Genomic DNA, 18,760 nt, shown 5'->3' with positions numbered 1-18,760 from the left:
TTTCAACTCAACACGTTACCGCCATCGACGTTGTAGGTCTGGCCGACGACGTAATCGCTGTCAGCACTGGCCAGGAACACCGCCATGCCGGTGAGGTCTTCGGCCCGCCCCATGCGGCCATGGGGCACGGCCTGGCCGACCAGGCGCTTCTTCTCGCCGATCGGCCGAGTCTCGTAGCGCGCGAACAGGGCATCGACGCCGTCCCAGTGCTCGCCGTCGACGACCCCGGGCGCGATGGCGTTCACGTTGATGCCGTGCTCGATCAGCGCCAGCCCGGCGGACTGGGTCAGGCTGATCACCGCCGCCTTGGAGGCGCAGTAGACCGCCACCAGGGCCTCGCCCCGGCGTCCGGCCTGACTGGCCATATTGATGATCTTGCCGCCCCGCCCCTGGGCGATCATGACCCGGGCGGCGGCCTGGAGGGTGAACAGCGCCCCGGCCACGTTGATGGAAAACACGCGGTCATAGCTCTCCCGCGTGATGTCCGGGATCGGCGCCATGTCGAAGATGGCGGCGTTGTTCACCAGGATGTCGAGCCCGCCCAGTTCGGCGCAGGTCATCTCGAACGCGCCCGCGATCGAGAGCTGATCCGTGACGTCCATGGGCACGGCGCGCGCCGAGGCCGCCCCGATCTCGGATGCGGTCTGGCGGGCGCGCGCGATGTCGATATCCGCGATGGCGACGCGCGCCCCTTCCGCCACGAAGGCTTCGGCGAAGGCGCGGCCGATGCCCCGGGCGGCGCCCGTGATCAGGGCGACCTTTCCCTCCAGCCGGGTCACGACACGGCCCCGGACGCCGAAACGATTTCGCCGTTCTGACCGAACAGGTGCATCTTGCCCGGCTCCGGCGACAGGAAGATCTTCTCCCCGTGGCGCAGGTCGATCTCGCCCGGCGCCCGCGCGGTGATCTGGCCGATACCGTCCACCTTCACATGCAGGAACGTGTCGGAGCCCAGATGCTCGGCCACGCCGACCTCGCCGCACCAGCGGCCGTCGTCGGGTGACATGGTCATGTGCTCCGGCCGCACCCCGATGACCGAGGCCCCGACCTTGGCCGCCTCGTTGCCGTTGATGAAGTTCATGCGCGGCGAGCCGATGAACCCGGCGACGAACAGGTTGGCGGGCGTGCGGTACAGCTCCATCGGGCTGCCCACCTGCTCCACCACGCCCTTGTTCAGCACCACGATCTTGTCGGCCATGGTCATGGCCTCGATCTGGTCGTGGGTGACGTAGATCATGGTGGTGCCAAGCTGCTGGTGCAGCTCGCTGATCTCCAGGCGCATGTTCACGCGCAGGGCGGCGTCCAGGTTGGACAGCGGCTCGTCGAACAGGAACGCCGTGGGCTCGCGCACGATGGCGCGGCCGATGGCGACGCGCTGGCGCTGGCCGCCCGACAACTGGCGCGGCTTGCGGGTCAGGTAGTCGGTCAGGTTCAGGACCCGCGCCGCCTCCGCCACCTTGCGATCGATGGCCGCCTTGTCCAGCCCGGCCATGCGCAGCGGAAACGCGATGTTGGAGCGCACCGACATGTGCGGGTACAGCGCGTAGGACTGGAACACCATCGACAGCCCGCGCCGGGCCGGGGCCAGGTCGGTGACGTCCGCGCCGTTGATCTCGATGCGGCCGTCGGACACGTCCTCCAGCCCGGCGATCAGCCGCAGCAGCGTGGACTTGCCGCAGCCGGAGGGACCGACGAAGACGACGAACTCCCCGTCCTCGATGTTCAGGTTGAGGTCTCGAATGACCTCTTGGGTCCCGAATGTCTTGCTGACATTGCTCAAACGGATGTTACCCATCTTTGGAGTCCTCCCCGCGTGTTACTTCACGGCACCAAAGGTCAGGCCGCGCACCAGTTGGCGCTGCGAGAACCAGCCGAGGATGAGAATCGGCGCGATCGCCATGGTCGAAGCCGCCGACAGCTTGGCCCAGAACAGCCCCTCGGGACTGGAGTAAGAGGCGATGAACGCGGTCAGCGGCGCCGCGTCGGCGGCCGTCAGGTTCAGCGTCCAGAACGCCTCGTTCCAGGCCAGGATGATGTTCAGCAGGCAGGTGGACGCGATGCCCGGCACGGCCATGGGGGCCAGCACGTATAGGATCTCCTGGCCCAGCTGGGCGCCGTCCATGCGGGCGGCCTCCAGGATGTCGCCGGGGATCTCCTTGAAGTAGGTGTAGAGCATCCAGACCATGATCGGCAGGTTGACCATGGTCATGACGATGGTCAGACCCAGCAACGTGTCGAGCAGCCCCAGATCCCGGAAGATCAGGTAGATCGGCATCATGACGCCGACCGCCGGCAGCATCTTGGTGGACAGCATCCACATCAGGATGCCCTTGGTCCGCTTGGTCGGCGAGAATGCCATGGCCCAGGCGGCCGGCACCGCGATCAGCAGGCCGATGGCCGTGGAGCCGAACGAGATCACCACCGAGTTGATGACGTGCCGCAGGTAGTTCGAGCGCTCCTGAACCTCGGTGTAGTTCTCCAGCGTCCAGTCGAAGAACAGGAACGACGGCGGGTTGGCGATGGCCTCGCCCTCGGTCTTGAAGCTGGTCAGCACCGTCCACAGGATCGGGAAGAAGATCAGCAGACCCAGAACCCAGGCCAGGACCGTAAACGCCACCTTCCGTTTGGGTGTGAGTGTGCGCGCCATGGCTCAGGTCTCCAGATTCTTGCCGATCAGGCGGATCAGGAAGATGGCGACGATGTTGGCCAGGATGACGGCGATGATGCCGCCGGCCGACGCGCCACCCACGTCGAACTGGAGCAAGGCCTGCGTGTAGATCAGGTAGCTCAGGTTCGTGCTGTCGTAGCCGGGGCCGCCCGAGGTGGTGACCAGGATCTCGGCGAACACGGACAGCAGGAAGATGGTCTCGATCAGGATCACAACCGTGATGGCCCGCGCCAAATGCGGCAGCGTGATATGCGCGAACCGGCGCACGGCGCTGGCGCCGTCCATCTCGGCGGCCTCCATCTGCTCCTCGTCGAGCGATTGCAGCGCGGTCAGCAGGATCAGCGCGGCGAACGGCAGCCACTGCCACGACACGATCAGGATGATCGACAGCAACGGCGCCGAGGACAGCCAGTCGATGGCCGGCAGCCCCAGGCCGTGCGCGAGGGAGGCGAACAGTCCATACACCGGGTGCATGAACATGTTCTTCCACACGAGCGCGGAGACGGTCGGCATGACGAAGAACGGCGCGATGACCAGCAGCCGCACGATGCCCTGGCCGAAAATCGGCTGATTCAGAAGCAACGCCATCAACAGCCCGCCGCCGACGCTGATGACCAGAACGCTGCCCACCAGGACCAGCGTGTTGACCAGCGCGGTGACGAACGCGGGATCGGTGACGAAATACTCGTAATTAAAGACTCCGGCCCAGTCCTCCATCCCCGGCATCAGCAGGTTGTAGCGGAGGAAGGAAAAATACAGGGTCATCGACAGGGGGATGAGCATCCACCCCAGCAGCAGGATGACGCTGGGCGCCATCATCAGCCGCGCGATGGAGCGCGTGTGCATCGTCGCCACGGCGGGCCTCACCTCGATCGAGCAGCGGGAGAGGGCGAAGGCACGGCGGGCCGGTCGGCGCACACCGGGATCGGGCGCGCCGCCGGGCCGTGCGGACCGGCTACTGGATGTAGCCGCCCTTCGTCATCTCGCGCTCGGTGAAGCGCTGGGCGTTCTGCAGCGCCTGATCGACGGTGATGTTGCCCGCCAGCGCGGCCGAGAACTGCTGGCCGACGGCGGTGCCGATGCCCTGGAACTCCGGAATGCCGACCCACTGGCCGCCCACATAGGGCACGGGCTCGACGGCGGGGTTCTCCGGATCGGCCGCGTTGATGGCCTTCAGGGTGACGTCGGCGAAGGCCGCCGCCTCCTGGTACTTCGGGTTCTCATACAGCGAGGTCCGGGTGCCCGGGGGCACATTGGCCCAGCCGTCCTTTTCGGCGACCATCTCGGTGTAGGCCTTGCTGGTCGCCCAGGCGATGAACGCCTTGGCCGCATCCACCTTCTCCGAGCCCGCCGGAATGCCCAGGTTCCAGGTCCACAGCCAACTGCCGTGCTTGTCGATGCCCTCGCCGTGCGGGGTCAGCGCGAAGCCGACATCCTCGGCGACCTTGGACTCGGCGGGGTTGGTCACGAACGAGGCGGCGACCGTCGCGTCGATCCACATGCCGCACTTGCCGGACTGGAACAGGGCGAGGTTCTCGTTGAATCCGTTGGTCGAGGCCCCGGGCGGGCCGGCGTCCTCCATAAGGTCGACGTAGTACTGAAGGGCCGCCTTCCATTCCGGCTGATCGAACTGCGGATGCCAGTCCATGTCGAACCAGCGCGCGCCCATGGAGTTGGCGAGGGTGGTGATGAACGCCATGTTCTCACCCCAGCCGGCCTTGCCGCGCAGGCAGATGCCGTAGACCCCGTCGTTGGTGTCTGTGATTTTGCGCGCCGCCTCGCCGATGAAGCTCCAGGTCGGGTCGTCGGGCATGGTCAGCCCCGCCTTCTCGAACAGGTCGGTGCGGTACATCAGCATGGAGCTTTCGCCGTAGAACGGCGCCGCGTAAAGCGTGCCCTCGTAGGTCAGGCCCTGGCGGATGGCGGGCATGATGTCGTCGGCGTCGTAATCGTCGCCCAGATCGTCCAGCGGCAGCAGCCAGCCCTGCTTGGCCCAGATGCGGACCTCATAGTTGCCGATGGTCATCACGTCGTACTGGCCGCCCTTGGTCGCAATGTCGGTCGTGACCTTCTGGCGCAGCGTGTTCTCTTCCATCGTCACCCATTCCAGGGCGATGCCCGGATTCTTCGCCTCGAAATCACCGGACAGCTTCTGCATGCGGATCATATCGCCGTTGTTGACGGTGGCGATGGTCAGCGTGGTGTCCGCCAGCGCCGGCGCCGTCAGGGCCACCGCCGCGCACGTTCCGAGCAAGAGTCGCGAAAGCTTCATGGATCCATCCTCCCGAGCGCCCGTTTTCGGGCAATTGCCGCGTTATCGGGCAATTACCCGCTTAAAATGCGACAGAGTCAAGAAGCTTCGATGCTGCGCCGCAACCAACGCATTGCATCCCGACCGCCGTACGCCGCCCGCCCGGGGGCCCCAGGATCCGCACGGAAGAGCGGTCGTGCGGGGGCCCCTCGCGCGTCGGACGAGACGCCCGCACGGATCTTTTCTTCTTTGACCTGAGTGTGTTAAGGGAGCTGCGGGATCGGATTGCGGGGCCTGCGGGGCCGCTGCAAAGGGCGGACATGCCGCCCCAGTCGGCGCCCGGCTTTCTGCGTCTTAAGAACGGAGGCAACCACCTTTCGGTTTATTCCTCGCCCAAAAGGGCGATAGCCGTTCCTTCATCCGTAATCAGTCCATTGACGAGCTTGCCCCGGATCACCGCGTGCAGGCCCGGCACCTTACGTTCGCCCTTGGCCATCGCAATGACGAGCGTCTCGTCCGGCCAATCCAGCGCCGCGCTAACCACGCGGGCGTTGCTGTCGCAGGCGATCAGGCGGCCGTCGCCATCGAAGGCCCAGCCGATGATCTCGCCCACCGCGCCGGCATCCCGCAGCGCCTGAAGGTCCCGGGGCGTGATGAACCCATCCACGAACAGCGGCGCCTCCGGCCCCAGGTCGCCCAGGCCGACGAACACCACATCGGCGTGCCGCGCCAGGGAGAGCGAGGCGCGGATCACCGGCTGATCCCGCAGCCGGTCGCGCTCCTCCACCGAGGCCGCCACCACCGGACAGGGCATCAGGTAGTGCCGGGCCGTGACCAGCTCCGCCATCGAGAAAATGGCGCTGTAGAACGCCAGCGACCCGTCCGGCGCGATGTTGCCGGTCAGCGAGACGACCTGCTTGTCCGGCGCGGTGATCGGCGGCAGCAGCCCGATGGCCGCCTTCAGCGTGCGGCCGGTGCCGATCGCGATGACCCGGCTGTCCGGCGACAGCAGATGACGCTCGATCTCGGTCGCGCCGGCCTCGGCCACCCCCAGCGTGGACGATTCGGTGTCCGGGTCGGTCGGCACGACCTCGCAGAAGCGCAAACCGCAGCGGTCCTTGACCCGGGCCGCCAAGTCAAGACAGCGGGCGATCGGGTGATCGAGCCGAACTTTCACCAGCCCTTCGGAGACGGACAGAGAGACCAAGCGCTGGACCGCCTGACGGGACATACCCATTTTCTCGGCGATGTCTTCCTGGGTATTGCCGGCGACATAGTACAGCCACCCGGCGCGCGCGGCGTCGTCCAGGCGGGTGCCATTGCTGGCCTTCTTTCGACTCATCGCCCCTGTCTCAACACGGGAAGGGTGAAGTTGGATACCCCCACAGTGTGACGGAGCACGCCAGCCGGGCCTAGCGGAATCGGGACGGCCCAGCGCTTCACCCCACGACGGGCGGCGAAGGGCCGGAGCCCCCGCCGCCTCGCCCCGCCTTGCCCCAGGCGTCCCCGCCGATCAGACCAGATCGAACCGGTCGGCGTTCATCACCTTGGTCCAGGCGGCCACGAAGTCCGTGACGAACTTCGTCTGCGACGGGTCCTCGGCATAGACCTCCGACAGCGCGCGAAGCTGGGAGTTGGAGCCGAACACCAGATCGACCCGGGTGCCCGTCCACTTGATTTTCCCGGTCTTGCGGTCGCGCCCCTGGAACTCGTCTTCCGCCTCCGAGGTCGGCACCCACACCGTCCCCATGTCGAGCAGGTTGACGAAGAAATCGTTGGTCAGCGTCTCCGGCCGGTCCGTGAAGACCCCGTGCGGCGACCGGCCGACGTTGGCGTTCAACGCCCGCATGCCGCCGACCAGGACCGTCATTTCCGGCGCCGTCAGGGTGAGAAGCTGGGCCTTGTCGATCAGCAGGTGCTCCGGCGGCACGGTGTACGCGGTTTTCTCGTAGTTCCGGAAGCCATCGGCCATCGGCTCCAGCACGGCGAAGGAGTCGACGTCGGTCTGCTCCGCCGTGGCGTCGGTGCGGCCCGGCGTGAACGGCACCGTGACGTCGTGACCGGCCGCCTTGGCCGCCTTCTCGATGGCCGCGCCACCGCCCAGGACGATCAGATCGGCCAGCGAGACCTTCTTGCCGCCCGAGGCGCCGCCATTGAACGCGGCCTGGAGGCCCTCGTAGACGCCCAGAACCTTTTGAAGCGGCTCCGGCTCGGCGGACGCCCAGTCCTTTTGCGGCGCCAGACGGATACGCGCCCCGTTGGCCCCACCGCGCTTGTCCGAGCCCCGGAACGTGGCGGCCGAGGCCCAGGCCGTGGACACCAGTTCCGGGATGGTCAGGCCGGACGCCAGGATTTTCGCCTTCAGGTCCGCGATGTCCGCCGCGTCGATCAGCGCATGATCGACGGCCGGCACCGGGTCCTGCCAGATCAGGTCCTCGTCCGGCACCTCGGGGCCGAGGTAGCGGGCGATGGGTCCCATATCGCGATGGGTCAACTTGAACCACGCGCGGGCGAAGGCATCGGCGAACGCCGCCGGGTCCTTGTGGAACCGGCGCGCGATCGGCTCGTAGATCGGGTCCATGCGCATCGCCATGTCGGCGGTGGTCATCATGGTCGGCACCCGCTTCGACGGATCGTGCGCGGCCGGCGCCAGATCCGCCTCGGCGACGTCCTTCGGCGCCCACTGCCAGGCTCCGGCGGGGCTCTTGGTCAGCTCCCACTCGTAGCCGAACAGCATGTCGAAGTAGCCGTTGTCCCACTGGATCGGATTCGGCGTCCACGATCCCTCGATCCCGCTGGTGATCGCGTCACCGCCGTGGCCGCTGCCATGGGTGCTGATCCAGCCAAGCCCCATGTGCTGCATTCCGGCCCCTTCCGGTTCGGCGCCGACCAGCGCCGCATCGCCCGCGCCGTGGCACTTGCCGAAGGTATGGCCGCCGGCGGTCAGCGCGACGGTTTCCTCGTCGTTCATGGCCATGCGGGCGAAGGTCTCGCGAATGTCACGGCCGGAGCGGACCGGATCCGGTTCCCCGTCCGGACCTTCCGGGTTCACGTAGATCAGGCCCATCTGCACGGCGGCGAGGGGGTTCTCCAGCTCCCGGTCGCCGCTGTAGCGCTTGGCGCCCAGCCACTCGGTTTCAGCCCCCCAGTAGATATCCTCCTCCGGCGCCCACACGTCCTCGCGGCCACCGCCGAACCCGAAGGTTTTCAGGCCCATCGACTCGAGCGCGCAGTTGCCGGCCAGGATGATCAGATCGGCCCAGGAGAGCGCGTCGCCGTACTTCTTCTTGATCGGCCACAGCAGCCGGCGCGCCTTGTCCAGGTTAGCGTTGTCGGGCCAACTGTTGAGCGGCGCGAAGCGTTGCGTGCCGGTGGCGCCACCACCCCGGCCGTCGGCCGTGCGGTAGGTGCCGGCGCTGTGCCACGCCATACGGATAAACAGGCCGCCGTAATGGCCGTAGTCCGCCGGCCACCACTCCTGAGAGTCGGTCATCAACGCATGCAAGTCTCGCTTGACCGCCGCCAGATCGAGGGTCTTGAACGCCTCGGCGTAGTTGAAGTCCGGGCCCAGAGGGTTGGACAAAGACGAATGTTGATGCAAAATCTTCAAGTTAAGTTGATTGGGCCACCAATCCGCATTTGACAGGGCTCCGGCCGAAACGTGACTATGAGCCCCACCCGACATCGGGCATTTGCTTTCACCGTCCATTTCTTCTCCAATCGCTCTGTGGGGTTCCGTGGATTTGCTTCTGATCGTGGGGCGATTGTTCGTTTTGGTTGCGTCGCCCGCTCTCTTACTCTTTGGAACCATAGACCGGGTTCGGAGACCTGGCTACATTGGAGTCGTTCTAGGATGTGGCGTGGGCGCCGGAGTCCCGTTCGGTTCGACGGTCCACCGCGGCCCCGGTCGCCCATACGGCGCGACACCGGACCCGACCGCGCATCCCCGTTCACCCACCCGGGCGCGGCTTCTATAGAGTTGATATAAATTAATAAAAACGCTGACGGGCCGAGGGTCGGGCGGCCGGCGGCCCCCAGACAGATCCGCTCCGGCCCCAACCCCACGCCCCTCGATCAATCGTTAAATCCGATGATTTGGCGCAAAATTATTCGTCGATGTCGGGGAGAAGCCTGGAACCGGGATGCCTACAGATAGGCGTCCCGGATGTCCGCCAGACGGACGGCCGCGTCCGCGAAGTCCTCCGACGCGGCCCGGGCGGCATCCGGGACCCCGCCGATCTCCAGGGTATCCAGGATGACGACCCCGGATGCGTTGAGGAACCGCACCGACCACACGTTCGCGACTCCGGTCGCGTCGATGTCGCAGGTGCCATAGCCGCGCGAGTGCAGCGCCACCGGCCCCGGTCCCAGAGTCTCGCGCAGGCACGCAAGGTCGGCAGCCGTCACCGGCAGGTTCGTGAGCGCGATGACGTGGTTGGGTTTGTTGGACCTGCGCGCATCGGGGGTGCGCGCATCGGGCCGATAGCGCCGCGCCCGGTCCAGGATCTCCACCAACAGCGAGGGCGCGACCCGCAGGCCCGCCGACCCGGGTTCGGGCTCCACGGTGCGCGCCGGACGCGCGGTGGCGGCGGCCCGGACGACGGCGTCCGGCACCGCGCTCACCTCGATCCAGCGTCCCCGACACATCCCATCGGTGCCCCGCCGTTGCAGCCGCCAGACCCCGGTCAGGACCGACTCCTGCACCATCACGGTGGCGCCGTCCGCCTCCCGCACCAGCCCGGACACCTCACCGTGGCCGAGAATCTGGTCCAGCAGGGTGGCCCCGGCTGAGCCGACCCCTTCCAGGCTGAAGATGGCGGGCGGCGTCTTGGGATCGGCCGTCGCGCGGGCACGCAGCGTGATCTCCAGGGCATCGACCAACGCCAGGGCCTCGGGCGCCGCCGCGACCAGGGCCTCCGCGCCGATCAGGGCGCGGCGGCGGTCCCCAGGCGAGGGGATGTCGAGGTCCGCATCCTCCGGCCCACCCCCCACCGCAGGCACGGCCGGACCGGCGGCCCAGGTGGCGGAGTCCGTCCCGACGGGGGGCTGCGGACGGCGGTGCGGATCGAGGTCCCTCATGAACGGTGCTCCCTACCCGGTCCCAGGCGACCGCAGATGCGGGGGCAGCGTGGGCTCCCGCTCGACCAGGTCGGCGAACAGAGGATCGACCGACCCGCCCCGGCGCGCCGCCTCGACCCCGTCCAGGGCGAGGTCGATCAGCCGCGCCTCGTCCGCCGTCAGGGTCATATGCGCGGTGTCGCGGTGCACCAGCACCCAACTGCCGAGCGGCGGCGGGTCGATCAGGGCGAGGGAGACCGCCCGCCGGCCTTCCCGGCTGCTACAGGACGCAACGGACCCGTGGATCTCGACAACACGCATCGGAAGCCCAAGGCACATAAGCCATAGCCCTTCACACACATCCAGGTTGGGTCAGGAGCCCATGCCCCGATGGCCCTCGAACCCGGCGATATCGAGGCCATGGCGCAGCAGGCCCGACCCCGTATCGGCCAACGGCGGATCCCGGGCCTCGACCGCGATGCCCCAGGCCTTCAGTTCGGTTACCGCCCGCTCCACGACATCGTCGAGACGGTCGCGCACCGGGGCGCTGAGGGGCCCGCCCCAGGTGCTCAGGTCGGCCGCCTGCACCCCGATCAGGGTGAGCCGCGTGGGGCCGCCGCCCAGCAGGTCGGCGGCGGACAGAACGTCCTGAAAGCCGGTCTGGTGCAGGCTCATGGCCTTAGCCCCGGTGAAGCGCGGCACGTCCGCGCCGCGCACGATCACGACCTCGCCCGGCTCCCGACCGAAGTCCACGGCGTCCAGCACGAGCAGGCTGCCGGCGGCGCGCACGTCCTGCACGAGATACAGGCCCTGGGTGCCGCCATCCATGATGTCGACGCCCTCGGGCAGGGCATAGCGGCGGTGCAGGGCCTCGACGGCCCGCACACCGAAGGCTTCGTCGGCCCACAGGATGTTGCCGATCCCGAGGACCAGAGTCCGCCCGGACTCCGTCCGTCCACCCCTAGTCATCGCGGTTATCCTTGAACATGCGCTCCCCCGAAATCATGGTCGAGATCATGGACTGTCGAGACAGGATATCCTCGCGCACGACGGCGTAGATGTGCGTCATGCTATAGATTACAAGTGCCCACATCCCAAGATGGTGCCACGTGTGGACGGACTGGCTGTTGGGAAAGACAGCGAAGACCCAGCCGAACAGCGCGTAAAGCAGGCTGTCGGTGCCCTCGCCTTCCGCGTACAGGGCGAAGCCGGTGGCAATCATGAAAACCATCCCGAGCATGAAGACCCAGAACATGACGAACTGAGCCAGCGGGTTATGCCCGACGTACTTCTTCGGCTCGGCGCGGCGGAAGGCGTACCAGTTCGCTTCCCAGATCACGCCGCGCCAGTAGCTGCGGCGCCAGAACGGGAAGGTGAAGAGCTGGCGGGCGTGGTGGTTGCCGACGAAGGCCCAGTAGATACGCCCCAGCCATCCCACCGCCAGCACGTAGCCGGCGGCGAAGTGGATGAACCGCACGGTGCCCATGACGAACGACTCGGAGGCCTCGCCGGGCACGCTGGGCAAGGGGCTGGCGATCAGGTAGCCGGTCACGGCCAGCACGGTCAGCGTCAGGGCGTTGACCCAGTGCCAGACCCGCAACGGGGCCTCGTAGACATAGATGGACGTGCGATCCACCGAGGCATCCCCGGCGGTCGCGTCGGCGGCATGAATGCCGGTCCCGATGTGCATGGACATGGTTCCATCTTCCTCCCTGTTCCTCCGGACCGTCCGGCCGGGCTCTTGATGGCCCGATCCGGAGAGTCCGGTTCCCATGTGCCGGGCGACGCCTTACCGGACGACCACGCTCGCCCGCTCCTGGCCGTCCGGGCTCATGACGTGCGTTGAGCAGGCTAGGCAGGGGTCGAACGAATGAATGGTCCGCAGCACCTCCAACGGCTGCTCCGGATCGTGCATCGGCGTATCCAGCAGCGCGGCCTCGAACGCGCCGATGTTGCCGGCCGGATCGCGGGGCGAGCCGTTCCAGGTGGTCGGAACCACACATTGGTAGTTGTGGATTTTGCCGTCCCGGATCTCGACCCAGTGGCCGAGCGCACCACGCGGCGCCTCGGTGAAGCCGACCCCGCGCGCCGTGGTCGGCCAAGCCGAGGGCTCCCACAGGTCCGTGTTCGCGGTGGCGGTGTCGCCGGCCTTCAGGGTGGCAATCAGCCGGGCGAACTCGCCCTTCAGCGCACGGGCGGCCCACTGGCATTCCAGCCCACGCGCCGCCGTCCGGCCCAGGGTGGAGAACAGCGCGCCGATCGGCACGTCCAGGTGGCGCAGGGTGGCATCCACCGGTTCCTTGAACTCCGGACGCCCCAAGGCGTAGCCGATCACGAAGCGAGCCAGCGGACCCACCTCCATGGCATGGCCGCGCCAGCGCGGCGCCTTCAGCCAGGAGTACTTCGCCGATTCGTCCAGCGCCTCGATCCGGGTGGCGGGATCGCCCTTGGTGTTCGGCCCGACGGCGAAGGCGGGCTCCGTCACGCCGTCAAAGGGATGCAGGCCCCGGCTTTCGTCCTCGTAGGTGTACCAGGAGTGGGTCACGAACTCCTGGATCTGCTCCGGGTCGGTCAGGTCCACCTCGTGCACCGTGGACAGATCGCCGCCGACGATGGCGCCGCGCGGCAGCATCAGGCTGTCGTTGGTGTGGACGTTGGCGCGCACCGGCATGTCGCCGTAGGAAAGCAGGTTCTGCGACGACAGGCCGCCGCCGTGCATCCAGTCCTTGTAGAACGACGCGATGGCCAGCAGGTCCGGGATGTACACCTGCTCCACGAACGTCACGCTGCGGTCGATGATGGAGCCGACGAGGTTCAGCCGCTCCATGTTCACCGCGCCGACGGCACCGGTGCCGTCCAGGTTGATGGCGCAAGGCACGCCGCCGACCAGCCAGTTCGGGTGCGGGTTCTTGCCGCCGAAGACGGTGTGGATCTTCACGATCTCCTTTTGGAAATCGAGCGCCTCCAGATAGTGCGCCACGGCCATCAGATTGGCCTCCGGCGGCAGCCGGTAGGCCGGATGCCCCCAGTAGGCGTTGCGGAACGGCCCGAGCTGGCCGGACTCGACGAACGCCTTCAGCCGGCCCTGGACGTCCCGGAAGTAGCCGGGCGAGGACAGCGGCCAGGACGAAATGGACTGCGCCAACGCCGACGTCGCCTTGGGGTCGGCGTTCAGCGCCGACACCACGTCCACCCAATCCAGCGCGTGCAGGTGATAGAAGTGCACGAGGTGATCCTGCACATACAGCGTGAGCTGCATGATGTTGCGGATCGTGTTGGCGTTGGCCGGAATCGCGATGCCCAACGCATCCTCGACCGCCCGCACCGAGGTCAGGGCATGGGTGCCGGTGCAGACACCGCAGATGCGCTGCGTGAAGGCCCAGGCGTCGCGCGGATCGCGGCCGCGCAAGATCAGCTCCAGCCCGCGCCACATGGTGCCGGTGGACACCGCGTTGCGCACCACGTTGTCAGCGTCGACGTTCAGTTCCAGCCGCAAATGCCCTTCGATCCGGGTGACGGGGTCCACCACCACCCGGCGCCCGCCGGAGTCCAGGGAAAAGCCGTTCGGAGTGCTCATCGTGGTCATGAAAGCCGTCCTTATCCGCGCGTCGCCGAGTCGCCGGTGTCGGAATGTCCGGGTCCCTGGCCTTTGCCGGTGCCGGTGCCGGTGCCGTTGCCGGTGCCGTTGCCGTTCCGCCGCTGGGCGGTGCGGCGGGCGATGCTGACGCCGGCGTGCGCGGCGATGGCCCCGCCGGCGACGAGCGCGGCGGTGCCGCCGACGGTGTCGGCGTCGGCCTCCACGAACAGCGGATCGAGCGTGGTCAGACGCTCATAGAACGGTCCCTTGTCCCAGAAGTCCTTTTCGGAGCAGCCCAGGCAGCCGTGCCCGGACTGGATCGGGAACGACACGCCGTCGTTCCAGCGCACGGTGGAGCAGGCGTTGTAGGTGGTGGGGCCCTTGCAGCCCATCTTGTAGAGGCAGTAGCCCTTGCGGGCGCCCTCATCGTCCCAGCGTTCGACGAACTGGCCGGCATCGAAGTGCGGCCGACGGTAGCACTTGTCGTGGATGCGCTGGGAATAGAACATCTTCGGTCGGCCATGCCGGTCCAGCTCCGGCAGGGTGCCGAAGGTGACCATGTAGCTCAGCACGCCCGTCATCACCTCGGCGATGGGCGGACAGCCCGGCACCTTGATGACCGGCGTTCCGGTGACGACCTCGTGCACCGGCGTGGCCTGCGTCGGGTTCGGGTGCGCCGCCTGCACGCAGCCCCACGACGCGCAGGAGCCCCAGGCGATCACCGCCTTGGCGTCCGCCGCCATGGTGGTCAGCGTGTCCTTGAACGGCCGCCCACCCGGCAGGCAGTAGACGCCGCCGTCCTTCAGCGGCGGGTTGCCCTCGACCGCCAGGATGTACTCGCCCCGGTGCGTCTCCCGCACCTCGTCCAGGATGGCCTCGGCCTGATGCCCGGCCGCTGCCATGATGGTGTCGTCGTAGTCCAGCGAGATCATCGACAGGACCACGTCCTTCACCAGCGGATGCGCGGAGCGGATGAAGCTCTCCGTGCAGCAGGTGCATTCCAGCCCGTGCAGCCAGATCACCGGAATGCGCGGCTGGGTCTCCAGCGCCTCGGCGACCTTCGGCGCCCAGGCCGGCCCGAGCCCGAGGGCGGCCGACGTCAACCCGCAAAACTTCAGGAAGCTGCGCCGGGAAATCCCCTGACGCCGCATCACGTCATAGAATGTTTCGGTTCGCGACGCCATGGCCGGACCCCTCCCTGTTCGATCGGCCTCTCCCGCCACGAACCGGATCCCCAGCGCACGGATGGCGTCCTTCGCCGCCACCACGCCGGCCTCCGCCATCCCCGGTTCGCCACGTACGCTTTTTTCGCGCTTAGATCGCAGAAACCTCGCCTTTGCCGTGCTACTCCCCGTGAGACCGCGGGATATGAGCAAGACAATTGCGTGAAGATGGAATTTTCCGCAACAGGATTGACAATCCTCAATTGCTCAGAGAAAACCATATTACGTGTAGGGTCCACAAGAGGCATCTTAACCGCTTGGGATGGTTCAGCGCCAGGACCCTGTTTTTTCAAGACGGAGGCCCGGCTTGCCAGGGTTCTGGCACCGGGGATCCGTCTTCAGCCCTGCTGCGGTGCAACAGAACAATGGGCAATATGATTCAGTCTGGTCTTGCATACGCGGCGGAGACCGACACCCTTCGATTGAGCATTGTGCGGCGGGCCGGCCGAGTCGACGCCGTGCGCCTGTCGCCGTCCGTCCGGACCGGCGCCACCGCCGCCCTGGTCGGGCGCCCGGTGCCGGACGCTCTGCGGCTGACGCAGGTGCTGTTTGCTCTGTGTGGCCGGTCCCATGTCGTCGCCGCGCTGCACGCGATCGAGGCCGCGACCGCCCGCCCGGCCCCCGCCTCCGTCCAGGCCGCCCGCCGGATGCTTGTTCTGGTCGAAGCGGTGGAGCAGATGGCCCGCACGCTGCTTTTGGAGGCCACGGCCACGGCGGCCGGATCCCCCGATGTGGAGACTCTTCGAGCTGTGCGTCGCGATGTCGCGGCGATCATGGCGTGTGTGGCCGCGACGGGATGGGATCAGGTCGGGGGTGGCGTCAGGGATAACGGCGGGGGTGACGGCGGGGGTGACGATGGGCCCGGAACGGCGTGGCCCGCGCCGGGCCTCGCCGCGCGGGTGGCCGCGCTGGTGGCGCGCTTTGACGCGCTGCGCGCCTGGACCAAGACCCTGCCGGACCGGGCGGAGTTCCTGCCCGCGGCGGTCTGGACCGGGCCGGCGCCCGTCGGCCGTCTGGTCGGCACGGCGCTCGCCCACCGCTGGCCCGATCCTGGTCCCCCGCGTCCCCTTGCCGAGTGGACGCTGGGCGCGTTCCGCGGTCCGCTCGGGGCGGCCGATGCCGACGCCTTCGCCACGCGCCCGTCCTGGCACGGCGCGCCGGCCGTGACCGGGGCCCTGGCCCGATTCGCGGGGCACCCGCTGGTCAGCGACCTGTGGCGCCGAGGGCTGGTGGCCGCGGCGGGATTCGTGGCCCGCACGCTCGACCTGGCGCAGGCGCTCGACCAGGTGACCGAGTCGGTTCGGGGCGGCGCACAGGGGACCGCGCCCGACCGTGGAGCCGCACCCGGCGCCCTTGGCACCGGGCACGGTCTGGCCGATGGCCCGGGAATCGGGCTCGGCGCCGTCGAAACCGCGCGCGGGCTGCTGCTGCACCGGGTCGTCCTGGCGGGCGGCCGCGTGGCGGCCTGGCGCCTCGTGGCGCCGACCGAGTGGACGTTTCATCCGGACGGCGTGGTACCGCGCGCCATCCTCGGCGCGGCGGCCCCGAACCGGGACACGCTGGCCCGGCGGGTCCGGCTGCTCCTGGCCGCCCTCGATCCCTGCGTGGCCTGCGATCTAAGAATCGAGGACGCCGCCCATGCATGAACTGGCGCTGACGGAAAGCATCCTGCGCATTGTGGAAACGGAAGCCGAGCGCCAGGGCTTTTCCAGCGTGCGCGCGGTGTGGCTGGAGTTGGGGGCGCTGTCGCACGCCGATCCGGATGCGATCCGCTTCTGCTTCGATACCGTGACCCGGGGATCGCTGGCCGAAGGGGCCCGCCTGACCATCGAGCGCCCGCCCGGACAGGGCTGGTGCATGATCTGTTCCGTCACCGTGCCGCTGGCGCGGCGGTTCGACCCCTGCCCGCACTGCGGGGGGCATCAGGTTCAGGTGACGGACGGCGACGACATGCGACTCACAGAACTGGAGGTGGCGTGATGTGTGGCATCTGCGGCTGCGGCTCGACGACCATCGCGGGAGGGATCGTGCCCCGGGACTCCCAGTCTCATGGTCATGATCATCATCACCACGACCATCATCACCATCACGAGAGCGGCGCCGTCGGCTCCGCCGCCGAGGACGCGACACGCCGCCTGAGGGTGGAGCGCGACATCCTGGAGGACAACAACCGCGCGGCGGGGGCCAACCGCGTCTGGTTCACCGAACGCGGCGTGCTGGCGCTGAACCTGCTGTCCGCGCCGGGCTCCGGCAAGACCACGCTGCTCGTGCGCACCATCACCGACCTGATGACCGCTGGAACCGCGGCCGACCGCCCGATCACGGTGATCGAGGGCGACCAGCAGACCGACCTGGACGCCGCGCGCATCCGGGCCACGGGCGTTCCGGCGATCCAGATCAACACCGGCAAGGGCTGCCACCTCGACGCCGCGATGGTGACCCGCGCCGCCACGTCGCTGGCCCTGGCCCAGGGAAGCGTGCTGTTCATCGAAAACGTCGGCAACCTTGTGTGCCCGGCCGCCTTCGACCTGGGCGAGACGCATCGGGTGGTGGTCGTCTCCGTCACCGAGGGCGAGGACAAACCCCTGAAGTACCCCGACATGTTCCACTCGGCCGACCTGATGCTCATCAACAAGGTCGATCTGCTGCCCCACGTCGCGTTCGACGTGGAGCGTTGCGTGGCACTGGCCCGCACGGTCAACCCAAGCCTCGTGGCCCTGCCTGTCTCGGCCACCACCGGCGAAGGACTGGACGCCTGGTACGGCTGGCTCCGGGCGCATCATCCCGCCCCGCGTCTGGCCCACGCGAAGCCGATATGAGCCCCCTGGGGACCGCCCTCGCGGCGGAGGACGGGTTCGCCTGGCGGGGCACGCTGCGCACCGCCCCGCCCGCTCCGGTCATGGGTCTGGGCGCCTATCTGAAGGCCACCGTGGCGACCATGAGCCACGGTCGGGCCACGCTGTCCACGTCCACCGGCGACCTGGGCGACGTGGAGACGCGGCGCGCCTATGACGCCGTCGTGCGGGCGATGCGGACCCATCTGGGCGCCGCGCCCCGCGTGGTGGCGCACGACCTGCACCCGGACTTCCACTCCACCCACGCCGCGCGGGCCCTGGCGGCGGAGACCGGCGCCGTCGCCCTGCCCGTGCAGCACCACCATGCCCATATCGCCGCCGTGGCCGCAGAGCATGGTCATACGGGGCCCGTGTTGGGGTTGGCTCTGGATGGCTTCGGGCTCGGCCCCGGTGGCGCGTCCTGGGGCGGGGAGCTGCTGCGGGTGGAGGGCGCGGCGTTCACGCGCCTCGGCCATCTGCGTCGCCTGCGCCAGCCCGGCGGCGACGTCGCGGCCCGCGAGCCCTGGCGCATGGCGGCGGCGGCGCTGCACGCACTGGGCCGGACGGACACCATTGCCGACCGATTCGCCGGCCAGACCCACGCCCGCATGCTCGGCCCGATCCTGGAGCGCGGCCTGAACTGCCCGGAGACCAGCTCCGCCGGGCGCCTGTTCGACGCCGCCTGCGGCCTGCTGGGCGTACATCCGGTGGCCGACTTCGAGGGGCAGGCGCCGATGGCGCTGGAGGCCCTGGTCACGACCCCCCGGGTGCTGCCGGACGGCTGGATCCTGAGGGACGACGGCGTGCTTGACCCGATGCCCCTGCTGGATGCGCTCAGCGCCCCGGGGCGGACGCCGGAGGACGGCGCCGACCTGTTCCACGGCACCCTGGCCGCCGCCCTGGTGACCTGGGCCGCCGACGCGGCGGCGCGCACCCGGGTGCGGACGGTCGGCCTGTCCGGCGGCTGCTTCTTCAACCGCGTGCTGACCCGTCTGGTGGCGGATGGCCTGCGCGGGCACGGCCTGACGGTCTTGACGCACCGCGCGGTCTCCCCCGGCGACCCGGGCCTGAGCCTGGGGCAAGCCTGGATCGCGGCCCATCACGCCGAAACCCTTCCGGCCTGACCCGCCCCCGTCTCAAGGATCCGTT

Annotated in this window: 17 protein-coding genes; 4 read left to right on the top strand and 13 right to left on the bottom strand. The window is 68.4% G+C overall.

Features of this window, described 5'->3' with window-relative positions:
• Positions 1-2: 2 nt before the first annotated feature.
• The 13 genes from GGD82_RS11545 to GGD82_RS11485 form a co-directional block, all read right to left on the bottom strand.
• Positions 3-779: an L-iditol 2-dehydrogenase gene (locus GGD82_RS11545; protein WP_150061809.1), complete on the bottom strand. Its 777-nt coding sequence runs from the start codon at positions 777-779 to the stop codon at positions 3-5.
• Positions 776-1,795, bottom strand: coding sequence for an ABC transporter ATP-binding protein (locus GGD82_RS11540; protein ID WP_150061808.1), 1,020 nt, complete (start codon positions 1,793-1,795; stop codon positions 776-778). Before GGD82_RS11540 ends, GGD82_RS11545 begins: the two co-directional genes overlap by 4 nt.
• A gap of 21 nt (positions 1,796-1,816) precedes the next feature.
• The gene (locus GGD82_RS11535; RefSeq protein WP_150061807.1) at positions 1,817-2,647 is read right to left on the bottom strand and encodes a carbohydrate ABC transporter permease; all 831 of its coding nucleotides are present in this window, start codon (positions 2,645-2,647) and stop codon (positions 1,817-1,819) included.
• Between the two features lie 3 nt (positions 2,648-2,650).
• On the bottom strand, positions 2,651-3,514 hold the full coding sequence (locus GGD82_RS11530; RefSeq protein ID WP_211364735.1) for a carbohydrate ABC transporter permease: 864 nt from the start codon (positions 3,512-3,514) through the stop codon (positions 2,651-2,653).
• Between the two features lie 109 nt (positions 3,515-3,623).
• Positions 3,624-4,940 (bottom strand): ABC transporter substrate-binding protein, encoded by a 1,317-nt coding sequence (locus tag GGD82_RS11525; RefSeq protein ID WP_150061805.1) that lies wholly within the window; start codon positions 4,938-4,940, stop codon positions 3,624-3,626.
• Between the two features lie 361 nt (positions 4,941-5,301).
• Complete coding sequence (locus tag GGD82_RS11520; protein ID WP_150061804.1) at positions 5,302-6,261, bottom strand: sugar-binding transcriptional regulator; 960 nt, start codon at positions 6,259-6,261, stop codon at positions 5,302-5,304.
• 171 nt (positions 6,262-6,432) lie between these two features.
• Complete coding sequence (gene katG / locus GGD82_RS11515) at positions 6,433-8,628, bottom strand: catalase/peroxidase HPI (RefSeq protein WP_150061803.1); 2,196 nt, start codon at positions 8,626-8,628, stop codon at positions 6,433-6,435.
• A gap of 437 nt (positions 8,629-9,065) precedes the next feature.
• Positions 9,066-9,998: a hydrogenase expression/formation protein gene (locus tag GGD82_RS11510; RefSeq protein ID WP_150061802.1), complete on the bottom strand. Its 933-nt coding sequence runs from the start codon at positions 9,996-9,998 to the stop codon at positions 9,066-9,068.
• A 12-nt stretch (positions 9,999-10,010) separates the two neighbouring features.
• A complete protein-coding gene (locus GGD82_RS11505; RefSeq protein ID WP_150061801.1) occupies positions 10,011-10,316 on the bottom strand; it encodes a HypC/HybG/HupF family hydrogenase formation chaperone in 306 nt (101 codons plus the stop codon).
• Positions 10,317-10,349: 33 nt separating this feature from the next.
• Positions 10,350-10,946 (bottom strand): HyaD/HybD family hydrogenase maturation endopeptidase, encoded by a 597-nt coding sequence (locus GGD82_RS11500; protein ID WP_150061800.1) that lies wholly within the window; start codon positions 10,944-10,946, stop codon positions 10,350-10,352.
• A complete protein-coding gene (gene cybH / locus GGD82_RS11495) occupies positions 10,939-11,673 on the bottom strand; it encodes a Ni/Fe-hydrogenase, b-type cytochrome subunit (RefSeq protein ID WP_150061799.1) in 735 nt (244 codons plus the stop codon). The genes GGD82_RS11500 and cybH overlap by 8 nt, the downstream gene beginning before the upstream one ends.
• Before the next feature lie 93 nt (positions 11,674-11,766).
• Positions 11,767-13,563, bottom strand: coding sequence for a nickel-dependent hydrogenase large subunit (locus tag GGD82_RS11490; RefSeq protein ID WP_150061798.1), 1,797 nt, complete (start codon positions 13,561-13,563; stop codon positions 11,767-11,769).
• Between the two features lie 11 nt (positions 13,564-13,574).
• Positions 13,575-14,738: a hydrogenase small subunit gene (locus tag GGD82_RS11485; protein ID WP_150061797.1), complete on the bottom strand. Its 1,164-nt coding sequence runs from the start codon at positions 14,736-14,738 to the stop codon at positions 13,575-13,577.
• Positions 14,739-15,151: 413 nt separating this feature from the next.
• Between GGD82_RS11485 and GGD82_RS11480 the strand changes: the two genes are divergently transcribed.
• From GGD82_RS11480 to GGD82_RS11465, 4 genes are read left to right on the top strand one after another with little or no spacing between them, the layout of a single operon-like run.
• Positions 15,152-16,423: a hypothetical protein gene (locus GGD82_RS11480; protein ID WP_150061796.1), complete on the top strand. Its 1,272-nt coding sequence runs from the start codon at positions 15,152-15,154 to the stop codon at positions 16,421-16,423.
• Positions 16,416-16,757, top strand: a complete 342-nt coding sequence (hypA, locus tag GGD82_RS11475; RefSeq protein WP_150061795.1) for a hydrogenase maturation nickel metallochaperone HypA — start codon at positions 16,416-16,418, stop codon at positions 16,755-16,757. The genes GGD82_RS11480 and hypA overlap by 8 nt, the downstream gene beginning before the upstream one ends.
• Positions 16,757-17,596, top strand: a complete 840-nt coding sequence (gene hypB, locus GGD82_RS11470) for a hydrogenase nickel incorporation protein HypB (RefSeq protein WP_150061794.1) — start codon at positions 16,757-16,759, stop codon at positions 17,594-17,596. Before hypA ends, hypB begins: the two co-directional genes overlap by 1 nt.
• A complete protein-coding gene (locus GGD82_RS11465) occupies positions 17,593-18,735 on the top strand; it encodes a Kae1-like domain-containing protein (RefSeq protein WP_170284221.1) in 1,143 nt (380 codons plus the stop codon). The genes hypB and GGD82_RS11465 overlap by 4 nt, the downstream gene beginning before the upstream one ends.
• Positions 18,736-18,760 lie beyond the last annotated feature (25 nt).

This window comes from Roseospira marina, assembly GCF_014197855.1.
In the GTDB taxonomy this organism is placed as follows: Bacteria; Pseudomonadota; Alphaproteobacteria; order Rhodospirillales; family Rhodospirillaceae; genus Rhodospira; species Rhodospira marina.
The sequence above is the reverse complement of the archived record's forward strand: the minus strand, read 5'-3'. Positions and strand labels throughout refer to the sequence as shown.